The organism is Flagellimonas aequoris, assembly GCF_003584165.1.
GTDB lineage: Bacteria > Bacteroidota > Bacteroidia > Flavobacteriales > Flavobacteriaceae > Flagellimonas > Flagellimonas aequoris.
The window spans coordinates 65209-79364 of record NZ_QXFJ01000030.1 but is presented as its reverse complement, the minus strand read 5'-3'; the positions used below and the strand labels follow the sequence as shown (position 1 = coordinate 79364).

Below are 14156 nucleotides of genomic sequence, written 5' to 3'. Positions count from 1 at the left end.
CTTATAATTTTCAACCAAACTTTGACATGACATTTCCAAAGCATTTTCGCTACCGGTGCCCCAAGCACAAAAAAAAGGTAGTCCCAACATTCTGTGCCTTTATTTTGGCACTTGTAGGCTTCTGCCTGCCAAACTCGCTCTCAGCACAGACCCCTTCGGATGCATTAATGATGCGTTCCAAAAACGTTTGTGTACTGTTCTCTTATGACATGGGTACTTTTGACAGATACTGGGAAGGATCTTATCTTAGATCCAACCAAACAGTGGCCACAGTTGACCGGAATACCATAATGCCCATGGCAGCCATCGGTATTTTGGACGATTTGAACTTTTATATCAGTCTCCCCTATGTGAGTACAGAGTCTTCAGAACCCAATGGAGGTAAATTTACCGGGGCCCGAGGCTTTCAGGATATTGGCTTCGCGGTAAAATATAGGGCCATACAGACAGCATTGGGGAGAGGCAAACTTACTGCGCTGGCTACGGCCGGTTTTTCCACGCCCTTTACCAATTATCTCTCGGATTATAGGCCATATAGTATTGGGTCTGGAGCACCAGAATTTTCACTCCGGGGTATTGGACAATACCAATGGAACAATGGATTTTATGTACGTGCGGCATTGGCCCATCTTTGGAGAGGTTACACCGAGGCGGAGCGCGACTATTATTACAACAATGGAAGCTACTACACTGCCTGGATGGATGTTCCCAACGCCTGGACCTACGAAGGAATCCTTGGAAAATGGTTCTTCAATACTTCTTTAAAACTCGAGCTGAGCTATTTCAGCCTGAATTCCACCAGTGGGGATGATATTAGGGCCTACAATGCAGCGCAACCCACAAACAAGGTCGAGTCAGACAGGATCGGGTTATCTGCCCAATATTTCTTTAAATCGATAAAAGGGTTGGGTGTCGTCGCCTATCATAATCGAGTGGTGGACGGAAGGAACACTCCAAAATTGAGCAACACCGGATTTGGGATCACCTACCAGTTCAACGTAATCAAAAAACAAACTGATGAAAAAGATGCGCAATAAAATTATCACCATAGTCCTAGCTTTGGGCCTAGCCATTTTTGTTTCCTGCGAAAAGGATACCCCAAGATATCTGCCCTATGAAAGCTATAGTTTTACCGAGCTCAATGAAAATGGGGGGGATTGGACTCCGGTTTTGGAGGATTCCGGTGCTTCCATTGCAGTGGATGAACCAGATGCAACGGATTCACAGGCTTATCAAGATGAGCTTGCAGAAGTGAAGGAAGCCATGGCCAATATGACCACCGAGCAGAAAAAAGCTGTAAAATATTGGACCAATAACCCGGCTATCCGCTGGAATGAGATCGCGTTGGAGCTTATCGCCAAATACAACCTGATCCCTGGTCCCAATGACGATGGCACCTATACGTTGCCCAATCCTGCCAACCCTGAAGGCCCACCAGCTTTCCCTTTTGCGCACCCACCTTATGCGTGCAGGGCACTTGCCTACATGTCCGTGGCCCAATTTGATGGACTCATCACAGCTTGGCATTATAAATACGAGTATAACAGGGTAGCACCCTACCAACTGGATGAAGCTATTAAGTACGCCTATGAGGAGAACAACATTCCCTCCTATCCTTCGGATGGAGCCGTGATTGCAAGGGCCTCTCGAAAAATTTTGACGGCGATGTTCCCTCTTGAAGCGGAATATCTCCAGGAAATGGAAGATGAAAACTTGGAAAGTCTCTTGCTTTCCGGAGGATATGTAATGAGCGATATTGATGCGGGACTTGTCATCGGTGATGCCGTTTCTGCCACTGGATTGGCAAGGGCTGCCAACGATGGGATGAAAAATGCCCAAACCCCAAAGGCTGTTTCGGATTCCATCAAGCAAGCAGCTTATGACCGATTTGGCTGGGCATGGGACAATTTGGAAATTCCAGTACGTCCCGTGGGTCTTACCCCTCTATTTGGAAAAGTGACCATGTGGAGCATTGCTGATGTGGAAAGTGTGCGCCCTATTGCTCCTCCACAATTGGATTCACAGGAGTTTCTGGATGATGTACAACTACTCAAAGATTATGCCCGTAACATGACCGAGGAGCACCGAAGGATCGCTAATTTTTGGCAGGACGGATTGGGCACCTATACCCCTCCCGGACACTGGAACCGCATTGCCAATGAGATCATTGTGGAACACCAGCTGAACCCATTGCAGACCACACGAACCTTGGCCTATATGAACATGGCCATCATGGATTCCGGGATCAGCTGTTGGGATGCCAAGTACTATTACCATTATCCGCGACCAATACAAATGATCGAGAATTTTGAGACCATTGCGGGTACCCCGAACTTTCCAAGTTATACATCCGGGCACAGTGTGTTTTCAGCGGCAGCATCTGAAGTTTTGGCCTATATTTTTCCTGATGAGGCGGCCAAAGTCCGTGGATGGGCCGAAGAAGCTGCCATTTCGAGGGTATATGGAGGCATTCACTGGAGCTTTGATGCCTTCGTGGGCACAGATCAAGGAAGGGAGGTTGCCCAATATACCATTGACCGAGCCAAAGCGGACGGAGCGGATAATTAAAATCTAAACTCAATGACTATTAATGGCCCTGAAGGTGAGATTCACCCTTGGGGCCTTTATCATTTTGGTGGGCGGCAGTCGGTGTAACCAATGGGTCTGTGTTGTGCCCTTCATCACCAAAAGGCTGCCATGTTCCAACACCAAACCTACTTTTTCCTGGGTTTGTTTGTGTTTGAAGGCAAACTTTCGTTCCGCTCCAAAACTCATCGAGGCAATGGCCCCATTTTTCTTGAGTTCCTTTTCGGCATCACTATGCCATGCCATACCTTCTTCTCCAGAATGGTACAAATTCAGCAGACAAGAATTAAACGTTTCACCAGTGATCCTTTCGGATAGTTTTTTCAGCTCCAAAAGTTCTTTGGTCCAAGGCAATGCCTTCTTGGTGTTGTTGGAATAGGTGTAATCGAAAGGTTGGTCACCATACCAAGCCACCTTCCGTTTGGTTACGATGCGTTTTCCGAAAATTAAGGCCACATCATTTTCCCAAGCAATGGTCTCCATCAATTGTTGATAATATGCATTGGCTTCATCCAGATCCATGATGGTGCCGTAGTAGTTTACTGTGCCATCCTTTGGCAACCAATTGTGGCTGTGGTCCACCTCATTGCTGAACAAATCCATTCTTCCATTTTTTATACAATCCTTGCAAACAATGCCCGCAGGGTCGATACCCCATTGCTATGGCTTCACTCTCAGATTCAAAGAAAACACGGTTTTCCCTTTTCATCCGTTTGCCCGATTTACATTTCAAGGTACCATAAATCTTCAACTTGCTGTTGCCTCCATATCGGATTTTCCCAGACTTGATCTTCCTTCTGACTTCATCATCACCTAAACCTGCATGATGTAGCATCTCAACTGATGGCATCATGAAAAATGATTCCTAAGGTATAGCGCTCTCCCCAATGCAGTTCACTTACCCCATGTTTCATGCTCACACGGTAATAGCCATTTTTTCCTTGAACCGGTCTAAAATTCGTAGTGAATAGTAGCACATCCCCTTTTTTGGGCTGCAAAACTATGGCCTTGGATTGTGCCCTGGGCGTTTGCTGGGTCAACACAAACTCCCCGCCAGCATAATCCACTGTAGGCTCGCTCAAAAATAGCACAGCCTGCATGGGAAAATAAACCTCGCCATATAAATCTCGGTGTAAGGTGTTGAATCCGCCTTCTCCATATTTCAAAATCAACGGTGTTGGTTTGGTTTGATAGTTTTGCCAGCAATCTTCCAATAATTGTTGATGTACATTGGGAAAACGAGTGTCCATTTTCAATGCTCCCATCCAAAGATTGGCTATTGGCGCCAAATGGGAATAAAGTTCCGTCCGTAACGTTTGAATGATCTCCGGCAAGGGATAATCAAAATACTTGTATTCTCCCAACCCGAAGCGGTAGCGCTCCATCACTACCGTTTTACGGTATCCTTCCGGTTTATCATATAGCTTCTTCAAACTCTCTACTTCCGCATCGGCCAATAGGTTCGATATCAAACCATACCCTTTGTTGTGTAAACCATCCCCAATGTTTTCCCAATCCAGTTGCTTGATTCGCTCTGAAATCCTGTCCATACTTATTCAGATTAATTATACCGATTAAGCTTCTGGATGGGTTTCGGTCTGTGCGGCTTCCCAGCCAATGATAGCCGTTTTTCGGGTATTACCCCACATATAGCCTCCTATTTTTCCAGTGGATTGGATCACACGATGGCAAGGAATCAAGAATGCCACGGGATTGTTCCCTAGGGCAGTCCCCACTGCCCTTGAAGCATTTGGTTTTTCTATCTTTTGAGCGATGTCACCATAGGTGGCCAAACTCCCCATGGGAATCTTGAGCAAAGTTTCCCATACTTTCAATTGGAAAGGGGTACCGTTCAAATGCAGTTTGATCTGATCCAATTTGCTCCAATCATGCTGGAAGATGAACAAGCCATCTTGCTGATGTTTGTCCAGCAATTGCTGGTAATGGGCATTGGGGAATCGGGATTTCAGTTCGTTAAAGGCCAGCTGTGCATCCTCCATAAAAGACATGTGACAAATACCTTTTTCGGTGGAGGCCACAATCATTTTACCAAATGGGCTTTCGGCAAAACTGTAATTGATATGTAGATTTTCACCCCCATTTTTGAACTCCCCTGGGGTCATCCCCTCAATGCCCACAAAAAGATCGTGTAACCTGCCCGTACCAGAAAACCCGGTTTCCCATGCGGCATCGGCCAAGGTGGCCCCTTTTTGTTTCAATAGTTGTTTGGCGTGTTCCACACTGATGTACTGCATAAACTTTTTAGGGCTTACCCCTGCCCATTCGGTGAACAAACGCTGAAAATGATAAGGGCTTACATGTATGGTCTCCGCAATCTCTCCCAAGGAGGGTTGCTCCTGAAAATGCTCCTGAATAAACGCAATTGCCTTGGCAATCCGGTTGTAGTTGAATTCTGCTTGACTTGTCATGATCTAAATTGTTTGGAGCAAATGTAGGTGCGTATCCCAGGGTTTAAAACCCGAATCTTGCGAACCTAAATAACCTCATCAACCCAACAATCTTTCCTGGCTTTTCTGAAGGATATCGGCAACACGTTGTTTGAGAGCTTCGGGTTCCAGAATAGTGGCATAATCTGCAAACATGAGGTACCAACGGGCAAAACCGTTGTTCATGTCCATGGACATAAAGGTCATCTCCACCCCTTTATCGGTGGCTTTTTCAGAAACAAATCCGTAATATTTTTTCCCGTTCCTGATGTATTTGGCAACGGTCTTGTCCACCAAGATCTTCACCTTGGTCTTTTGCACGTTTTCCCTTTTTTCCCGGTGTTCTTCCAAGGTGCCATGTTCCAAGGCAAAAGGTTCGTGCGTTCGTTTGATCCGATGGATCCTATCCGTTCTAAAATGACGGTAATCCATCCGCAAGTGGCAATATCCCAAAATATACCAATAGCCATTCTCATGGAAAAGGCCTACAGGTTCTATCTTCCGTTCCGAGGGATCATCTTCCCGAAGGGATTCATATCGCAAAAAAACCTGTTTCCGTTCTGCAATACTTTCAAACAAAATCTCAAGGGCATCCGGGACCTCCTTGTTGAACAATTCCTGTCCTGGTACTATGGAAACTTGGTTTTCCAAGGCTTCCACCCAATCCTTTTCACTGCCACGGAGCACGGATTTCAACTTGAACATGGCCGATTCATAATACGCCCCGAGTGATTTATCGGTGAATTTTTGCATCAACTTTTCGGCAGCCACAAAACTACCAGCTTCTTCACGGGTGAACATGACAGGTGGCAAACGATACCCTTCCATAATGGAATAACCGATACCTGCCTCACTCGCTATGGGTACCCCGGAAGCCTCCAAAGTGCGGATATCCCTGTAAATGGTGCGAAGGCTCACTTCAAAGCGGTCGGCCAATTCCTGGGCCTTTACAATCTTTTTGGACTGCAACTGGATCAAGATGGCAACAATCCTATCAAAACGTTTCACGGTATCCATTCCCATAATTGCGTAGGCTATCTCCCAAAGATAGGACTTAAGCCCAAAGCCATGAGATGATTTCCTTTTCATTTTTCATTGATTTAAACAGGACAACGCTATGTATATCCTTTATTTTCAAGCAATATTACCTATGGACAGTGACAACAGTTTGTCAATATTATTTTTTTTCGACCTCATTTTTTTCTACTGACAAAGGGCTGTCACACCCCCCTTCTACCTTTGATTCAAATTCTAAAATCCTTTAAATACAACATCATGGAAAAAACAACAGCAACACAGCAAACAATGGATCAAGTTATTTCACCCGCACAATTATTGGAGCACTGGCAGGGACACCGAAGGTTGACCCGAAGGGTCATTGAGGCCTTCCCCGAAAAAGAATTGTTCGAGCATCAAATCGGAGGTATGCGACCCTTCTCCGAAATGGTTGCTGAACTTTTGGCCATTGCCGTACCGGGACTGGAAGAAATCGTGAGCAAAAAAACAGTGGAGTTCAGGGAGAAAAGCGATTTTGGCCACAGTAAGGCCAAAGTTTTGGAACTGTGGGACGAATCCACGGAAGAAATCAACAAGCTCTGGAACCAAATTGGTTTAGAGCGTTTTCAGGAGTATATCAAACTCTTCGGGCAGTATGAAGGCACCGTTCAATCATCGATTTTCTATTTTATCGATAATGAGATCCACCACAGGGGGCAAGCTTATGTTTACCTGCGTTCCTTGAACATTGAACCGCCATTTTTCTACGAGCGATAAAAAACAAGACAATGAAGACCGTTTTGGTATTTAAGACTTCGGTATTGGGCAAAGGCCATGTTAGGGCATTGAAACCTTTATTGAACCAATTGATCAACAAGAACGGACAGTGGAATTTTGACCTGGAGGATTGTGACAACATTCTCCGGGTCGAATCCCAGAACGTGCGGGCACATACAATTTCAACCTTATTGGAAAAAAATGGCTTTAGTTGTGAAGAACTCCATTGAAGATGCTTCCCCTAGCACAAATGATGAAAAAGAAAACGGCCAAAACCACCGATTAAGGGATTTTGACCGCGCACTTCGTTTTTGGACGATTAGACCCAACCTTCAAAAAAAGTCGGCATCATGATCTTATGGGTCAGATGCCCGCTTTTTGTTTCAATTCCGTAAACTGGCTTAACAGCTCGGAATATCTTTCCTTCTCCTCTTGGCCCGGCTCCTTGTCGGTTCCTGACAAGATGTAATATAAATAGGAGATTTGACCCACCATCATGGGTTGTGGATAGGCACCTTCCTCGTTTTTCAATTGTTTTAAAATGGTTTTGTAGTGATCCAATTTGGCATCGCCAATTTTGGATTTTTCAAGCTCCTTGATTTTCTTTTCCAAGTTATCTTGAAGCATTTTGGCATCGGACAATAGGTCTATTACCTTGAAAACCAATTGTTGTTGTTCCAAAATGTTGTCCAAGGTCACCCCATCATCCTTCAATCTAGGGTCTATCAAAATTTCGAAAGGTTGTTCAAAAGTAGCACCGCCTACCGTTAATTTTGCTTTGTACATGCCGGGAGGAACCATGGGACCACCTTTGTACCTTCTGTTCTTGTTCTTGTCCCAAGGTCCTTTTTGGCGAAGGTCCCAAGCAAAACGGTTGATGCCCTTTTTGGTCTCCAATTTTTTATCCAAATACACAAAAGTCATGTTCAACCCCATGTCCTCCACTTCTTCCTTGGTTGATTTTAGCTGTGTAGAATCACTGACAATGGAGGCCACCACCTTGTTTTGAACGTCGAGGATATCCAATTGCACCCCGCTTTTCATATCGCTAGGCAAGTAGTAATCGATGAGTACGCTAGTGGATGGGTAATCAGGGAAATCGCCTCCTCTTGGACTGTCATAACGGATGGTATTGGCCGGTTTGAACAGTGCGGCCGAATCCCCTAAACTGTTCATATTTTGATCTTCCAAAGAAGTGATGTTATCGATAATCCAGAAACCGCGACCCATGGCGCTCAAGATCAAGTCCCCACGAAATAAGATGATATCGGTAATAGGAACTACAGGAAGGTTTTGCTGGAACTTTTTCCAGTTCTTCCCGTCATCAAAGGAAACGAACATGCCATATTCCGTACCGGCGTATAAGAGACCTTCACGAGAAGGATCTTCCCTTAGCACTCGGGCAAAATAATCAGAAGGAATACCATTGGAATCCGTGCTGATCAATTCCCAGCTTTCACCATAATTGTCCGTTTTGTAGAAATAGGGCTTGTTATCTCCAAGCAGGTGACGTTCCACAGCAATGTAGGCCCTTGCCGGGTTGAATTGAGAAGGTTCCACAGATTCCACCCTTCCTCCTTTGGGCAATTTTTTAGGCGTGACATTCTTCCAAGTTTTGCCACCATCCTTGGTTACAGAAATGACACCGTCATTGGAACCCGTCCAAATGGTGCCTTTGGCAATCTTGGATTCCCTGATGGAATACAAAGTGCTGTAATATTCTTCCCCAGTGATGTCCCTTGTGATCGGATTACCAGAGATAACCTGTTTATCAGGTTCATTGGCCGTAAGATCCGGGGAAATGATTTCCCAATTTTTTCCACCGTTGCTTGTTCTATGTAAGAATTGGGAGCCCATGTACACTACTTCTGGGTCGAATGGTGACACGTGGATGGGTGCCACCCTTTGAAAGCGATATTTTAAATCCTTCGGATTGTGGCCATAAATATTGGAAGCCCCGATGGAGTATTCACGATCAATTCCCGTCTTTTTGCTGTACACGCTAAAACGCCCTTTACAGTTGTTGTACACCATGTAGTGGTTGCCTGGCATGGGGATTACTGGTCCCGTTTCGCACCCGCCCACGTTCATCATGATTGGTGTTCCTGGAGTGGTGGTGGCACTAGGTGCCTTGCTTGGAATGGCAATGGTGGTATTGTCTTGCTGTGCACCGTAGACCCAATATGGATATTGCTCATCCACTGCCACTTGATAAATTTCAGCAGTTGGTTGGTTAAATTGGGTAGACCAGGTTTTTCCTCCATTATGGGAAACATTGGCACCCCCATCGTTACATTGGATCAACAGATCGGGATTGTTGGGATTGAGCCATATATCGTGGTTGTCGCCATGGGGTACGCTCATCCGTTTCCAAGTTTTACCGCCATCGGTAGATTTTACCAACGGATTGGCATTGGAATAAATGATATCGGGATTGGTGGGATCCAATTCCAAATTGGTATAGTAAAATGGTCTGTTCACCAAATCTTCATTGTCGGAAATATGGGTAAACGATTTTCCTTGATCTATCGATTTGTAAAGTCCCCTGTCCTTGTCCGGGGCTTCAATGACCGCATATAGGATTCGTGAATCTACGGGAGAAACGGCCAAATCAATCTTACCGATCAGTCCTTTGGGCAATCCTTCCTCCAACTTCACCCAATCCTTACCTCCATTCACGGATTTGTAGATACCGCCATCCTTGTTTTCACCTCCAGAATCGATGGTCCAAGGCGTTCTGCGAGCTTTCCAAGCCGCGGCGTACACCACATTGGAGTTACCCGGAAGTAGTTCCAAGTCGGCAAAACCTACCTCATCGGAAACGAACAATACTTTTTCCCAAGTCTTGCCGCCATCCGTCGTTTTAAAAATCCCTCTTTCAGGATTGGATTTGAAAGCATTACCAATGGCAGCAACCCAAACAATATTGTTATTGGTCGGGTCGATTTCTACAGCCCCTATTTGACCCACGTTTTCCAGCCCAATGTGTTCCCAAGTTTTTCCGGCATCTATGGATTTGTACATCCCTTTCCCCGCAATGATATTGCTTCGGATACCATCGGAACCGGTACCCACGTATACAATGTTGGCATCGTTTTCCGCTATCTCGATAGCGCCAATGGACGGCGTTTCAAAAAACCCATCGGAAACATTGAACCACGAAGTACCGTAATCCTCCGTTTTCCACACTCCTCCACCGGAAGCGCCCAAATAAAAGGTACCGGGCTCCAAGGCGGTCCCCGTAACGGTGGTTACACGACCGCCGCGAGCAGGGCCTATGGTCCGGTATTGAAACGCATCAAAATCTTGGGCAAGAATGACAGAAGTGAGAAAAAAGGTAAAAAGTAATGGTAACAATCGGTAGTAAGTTCGCATGAGTCAGTAGAATAGTTTGGTTTTCCCAAATCTACTAAATACTGAGGCAAACTGAAATATTACAGATACAGAATTATGGATTTAAAGAATTTTAGCGGGGAAAATTTCATAGGACAGAAATCAACACCGCAAATCCCCTAAGAAAAATTGAGGTTTTTGTTATTGGAATCTAATCCACTCTCTTATACTTATAGCTGCATCCTTCAATGCAAAGGATACTTGTGGGAGTAAGTAGGATTGCATTTTTGCCATAATCCAACTTGTAGGTAATCAAGCCCTCTTCGTTTTCCGTGCCCGACTCAAAACCATCACAATCATATTCCAAGGTAAGGTTCCCATCTTCAATGCTGTACGTACCTGTTGAACACCCTTCAAATTTATCTGAGGAAAAACTGCCGTTGTTGAGAAAGTTAAGTTCTTCCCCATCCTCCACATCGGTCCAATACTGTGGGCCACCTGCACTGATATAGGCTGAGGTCAATTTCCATGTTCCTTCAATTGGAAAAGCATCTTGGTCAAATCCTTTAAGGTCATCTTCTTTGTCACAAGAATTGAAGACTGTAAAAATTAAAATAGGTAGAAACAAAAACATCTTTTTCATAAATTTATTTTTTCGATAAAGATGATTCTTTTTCAATACGTTGCGTGATACAGGAATAAAAAAGCTTGCTGGCCAAGCAATCTATTTTTTCATTTTAATGACAATTACACCATTGGCGCCACGAGCACCATACAATGAGGCATTTTCATCTCGAATCACCTCTACGGAAGCCACATCTCTGGGCAAGATATACTCTATGGAGCTTACCACTGTGCCGTCTACGATCAATAACGGCTCCTGCCCACTGTTCACTGAGTTTAGTGCATTGCCCCTTAATCGGATTTTGGTACCGTTCACTTGGGCGCCCGGAACTTCCGTGGCAATCAACTGATACATATCCAGGTATTTACTATAATCTTTCGGCTCTCTTTTGCTCCGTGCTTTTCCTTTCGTATCGAACCCAAGTTCCGACAATTTATCCTCGGTGATGACAGGGCCGTCTTCAGGAAAAACAATCTGTATTTCTTCGCTTCCATCCAAATCAACGGATTGGATTCCATAAATCGAGGAAAATGCCATGATAACTTTGTTATCATGATTCAAGTCAATTTCGAAATGGCCCTTTTTATCGGTTCTGATCCTGGTATTGACCGAGTCCAAATAGATAATGGCCTTTTTAACGGGATTATGCCCTGGGTCCAATACGGCACCGCTTACCCTAACCGATTTGGATTCAGCAGTTTGAGCTATAAGTGTACCTACGAACATAAAATAGAGAATGATAAAATATAATCTTGGCGGTTTTGTTTTCATTTCCGATGACACTTTAAAGGTTATAAATAATCAGATTAATTTTCTTATTTAAAAAATAAGGCTTGTATCACATACTTTATTGGATGTAATTTAATCGATTTTGATCAAGATTAATTTTTCACGTCAATATTTCTCTTACAAGTCTTTATAAACTAACTTCAAAAGTTCTTGATTCATTTACGATTTGCCCATTTTCGGTTATCCCCTTAAGTTCAATAACATATTTGCCAATTTGGTTTCCACTGAAAAACTCCATTGAATAGGTACCCGATGTATCCATTTCGATTTTGGGATCCCAATACAGTGTTCCCCTATTGTCACCATGTAACCCAAGAGTGGCCGGTTTAAAATCTGCATTTTCATCAAATCCTTGTATTTCCAGCTTTACCATACCAGTATCAGAAGGCCCATAATCTGAACTGAAAAGTGTTCTATTGGTATATACCGCTATTACGCCAGAAGCTGCCCTACTCCCATATAAAGTAGCCGAGGCAAAACGGAGCACGTCGATGAACAACACCTCACTTGCCCGCAATGTATTGAGAAGGCCTTTTGCGGGCACCCCATCCACCAAGACCAAAGGTCCTGTCCCATTTTTTATACTGCCGGGACTTCCACCTAACAAACTAATACTTTGATTTGGATAATCCCCTGATATACGGAAGCCTTTGCGAGCCAACAGATCTATGGCACTCATCCCATACCAACCTGGTATGGAATCCCTGAAAACCCGAACATCAGGATGGCTATATGGAACGGAGGAATTGATTTCCTCCATTATGATTTGGTCTATTGTCTTTCTTTTTTCTTTGACCACCACTTCATTTAAATACGTCATACCCGGTTGGTAATCCTCGGATTTGATATGGCCATAGTCCGAATTGTAATCTTTCGAGATATGATGAGTAGCGATCAAATACGGGTTTTCTGTATTATGAGGCATGTTTTTGGTGATTTTTGGCCATGTCGGATCTACGATGATCGAATCCTTGAGAAAATCATCCTTATTTTTTAATTGAAGTATTGCCGTGGCCTTGCCATTAAAGACATAGGGGCCAAAACTAAAATGACCGTTCTTGTCCACAACTTGGGTCTCACTATAGGCATTTTCCAAAATACTGAGCGAAACGATCCTTTCGCTCATTTTTTCATTGTTTGCCGAGCAAGTCACTTTTCCACTGATCATGATGCCCTTTTCCTGATTGGATGTGCCGACCGATCTATTATTGTCCTCCAGGTCGTTCAATATAAACCCTTCCCTCTCTTTGGTCAACATGAAGGCATCCATAATAGGTTTCGATAATTCAAAACCTATACGATCTATCGTCAGATTGTTGAATGTGCCAATAAAGTCCGATTCCAATAAAAACCAGTCCTTCATTCCAGAATGGTGTATCTGGTTCTCCAATGGTGTAATGCTTACCGAGAAATCCCCTTTTATCGGTGTTCCCATGGAGTCTTTGATTGCTATCGATAAATTGGTCCTTTCATTTTTGAAAGGTTTGTCGGGAGAAATGTTGATGGATAATCTAGGCTCCTTGGTTTTATTATCAACGAAGATGGTTCTTTGGCAAATGGGTTCCCCTTTTTTGTTGTCTAGGGTGAATCGTGCCATCCCATTGGGAAAGTCTTTGGTAGGTATTTTCAGGGCGTAGAAACTTTCTTGACCGGAATCCACTTTATGTTCGATGATTTTTCCACCTCTCATATACCCCTTTACGACTGTACCATCAAGCCCGTTCCTTTCAGTACTTTCTACTTGTACTATGATGTTTTCGTCACGGTTTTTGACGCTCAAGGAATACCCTTTGGCGGAAACCGGAGGCAGAAAATATTTTCTTTGGGCATCATCATGGATCATGGCGTAATATGAGGTGTTGCTCTCGGGTTTAAAATAAACCAGGGCCAGTCCCTCATCACTCTTGAAATGTGCGACTGTTTTTCCGTTAGAATCGAGTATTGCCCCTTCCAAATCAAGTGGATTTCCGTCCGCATCGGTGATTTTCAAGGCCAGGGTTGTTGAGAGTCCAGCCACCAAGGTTCCTCCTTCCGGGAAGAAATCGATTTGGATGGTTTTGTCCTCTTCGGACATTGAAGGGTTTTTGATCTTATCCGGGTTATGTACAAAATCATCACTGAACTCCATTTGGGAGGTATGATCCTGAAATACGGGCAGTACCTTCTGAAAATAGGGAACAGTACCATTCAACATGGATTTGGTATAAGCCCTTAAACCGTAAAAACCATTTTGGGGTTTTTTAGGCAAATGTATTGCACTATAACTGCTGATATTTTCAACATATAACCTGCGTTTATCTACAATGCTGTCTCTGGAATCCAAAAGCTCAACATAGACCACGCTACTTTTAGTGCTTTTTTTATAGGTAGTACCATCAAGTAGGTAGGCCTTGAACCAAATGGTGTCCCCAGCCATGTACATATCCTTGTCCGTATGCAAATAGATTTTTTCCGGAGAATAGAAGTTTATATTATCGGTTAGGGGGATTTCTGTTGTATTTCCATCTTGCCCATGGCTGTTGAAAGAAATCAAGCTTATAACAAGTATTACTAGTATTGGAATCGTTTTTCGTTTCATGTGATTTTTAAACTAAAACCTTTTA

The 14156-nt window shown here is 43.9% G+C and carries 13 protein-coding genes; 4 read left to right on the top strand and 9 right to left on the bottom strand.

Features of this window, described 5'->3' with window-relative positions; all coding sequences use genetic code 11:
* Nucleotides 1-26 precede the first annotated feature (26 nt).
* Together D2U88_RS13760 and D2U88_RS13755 are read left to right on the top strand one after the other, a co-directional pair.
* Nucleotides 27-1037, top strand: coding sequence for a transporter (locus D2U88_RS13760; protein WP_220473506.1), 1011 nt, complete (start codon nucleotides 27-29; stop codon nucleotides 1035-1037).
* Nucleotides 1018-2568 carry a vanadium-dependent haloperoxidase gene (locus D2U88_RS13755; RefSeq protein WP_235855790.1) on the top strand — a complete coding sequence of 517 codons (1551 nt, stop codon included), beginning with the start codon at nucleotides 1018-1020 and terminating at the stop codon, nucleotides 2566-2568. Before D2U88_RS13760 ends, D2U88_RS13755 begins: the two co-directional genes overlap by 20 nt.
* A gap of 9 nt (nucleotides 2569-2577) precedes the next feature.
* Here D2U88_RS13755 and D2U88_RS13750 read toward each other — a convergent pair whose 3' ends face one another.
* The 5 genes from D2U88_RS13750 to D2U88_RS13730 all read right to left on the bottom strand — a co-directional run bounded on the left by D2U88_RS13750 (nucleotide 2578) and on the right by D2U88_RS13730 (nucleotide 6056).
* Complete coding sequence (locus tag D2U88_RS13750; protein WP_119641131.1) at nucleotides 2578-3189, bottom strand: alpha-ketoglutarate-dependent dioxygenase AlkB family protein; 612 nt, start codon at nucleotides 3187-3189, stop codon at nucleotides 2578-2580.
* Entirely contained in the window at nucleotides 3170-3421 is a 252-nt protein-coding gene (locus tag D2U88_RS13745) for an Ada metal-binding domain-containing protein (protein ID WP_119641130.1), read from the bottom strand. Before D2U88_RS13745 ends, D2U88_RS13750 begins: the two co-directional genes overlap by 20 nt.
* A 1-nt stretch (nucleotide 3422) precedes the next feature.
* Nucleotides 3423-4136: a 2OG-Fe(II) oxygenase gene (locus D2U88_RS13740; RefSeq protein ID WP_119641129.1), complete on the bottom strand. Its 714-nt coding sequence runs from the start codon at nucleotides 4134-4136 to the stop codon at nucleotides 3423-3425.
* Between the two features lie 24 nt (nucleotides 4137-4160).
* Nucleotides 4161-5015, bottom strand: coding sequence for a methylated-DNA--[protein]-cysteine S-methyltransferase (locus D2U88_RS13735; RefSeq protein WP_119641128.1), 855 nt, complete (start codon nucleotides 5013-5015; stop codon nucleotides 4161-4163).
* Between the two features lie 78 nt (nucleotides 5016-5093).
* On the bottom strand, nucleotides 5094-6056 hold the full coding sequence (locus D2U88_RS13730) for a helix-turn-helix transcriptional regulator (protein WP_119641127.1): 963 nt from the start codon (nucleotides 6054-6056) through the stop codon (nucleotides 5094-5096).
* A 252-nt stretch (nucleotides 6057-6308) separates the two neighbouring features.
* Here D2U88_RS13730 and D2U88_RS13725 point away from each other — a divergent pair, with 252 nt between their 5' ends.
* Nucleotides 6309-6806, top strand: a complete 498-nt coding sequence (locus D2U88_RS13725; protein ID WP_119641126.1) for a DinB family protein — start codon at nucleotides 6309-6311, stop codon at nucleotides 6804-6806.
* A gap of 11 nt (nucleotides 6807-6817) precedes the next feature.
* Nucleotides 6818-7036 carry a hypothetical protein gene (locus D2U88_RS13720; RefSeq protein WP_119641125.1) on the top strand — a complete coding sequence of 73 codons (219 nt, stop codon included), beginning with the start codon at nucleotides 6818-6820 and terminating at the stop codon, nucleotides 7034-7036.
* Between the two features lie 133 nt (nucleotides 7037-7169).
* Here the strand turns inward: D2U88_RS13720 and D2U88_RS13715 are convergent, their stop codons facing one another.
* The 4 genes from D2U88_RS13715 to D2U88_RS13700 form a co-directional block, all read right to left on the bottom strand.
* On the bottom strand, nucleotides 7170-10181 hold the full coding sequence (locus D2U88_RS13715) for a WD40/YVTN/BNR-like repeat-containing protein (RefSeq protein ID WP_119641124.1): 3012 nt from the start codon (nucleotides 10179-10181) through the stop codon (nucleotides 7170-7172).
* Nucleotides 10182-10350: 169 nt separating this feature from the next.
* The gene (locus tag D2U88_RS13710; RefSeq protein ID WP_119641123.1) at nucleotides 10351-10782 is read right to left on the bottom strand and encodes a lipocalin-like domain-containing protein; all 432 of its coding nucleotides are present in this window, start codon (nucleotides 10780-10782) and stop codon (nucleotides 10351-10353) included.
* Nucleotides 10783-10863: 81 nt separating this feature from the next.
* Nucleotides 10864-11535, bottom strand: coding sequence for a TonB-dependent receptor plug domain-containing protein (locus D2U88_RS13705; protein ID WP_119641122.1), 672 nt, complete (start codon nucleotides 11533-11535; stop codon nucleotides 10864-10866).
* 145 nt (nucleotides 11536-11680) lie between these two features.
* Nucleotides 11681-14131: a TonB-dependent receptor plug domain-containing protein gene (locus tag D2U88_RS13700; RefSeq protein ID WP_119641121.1), complete on the bottom strand. Its 2451-nt coding sequence runs from the start codon at nucleotides 14129-14131 to the stop codon at nucleotides 11681-11683.
* Between the last annotated feature and the right edge of the window lie 25 nt (nucleotides 14132-14156).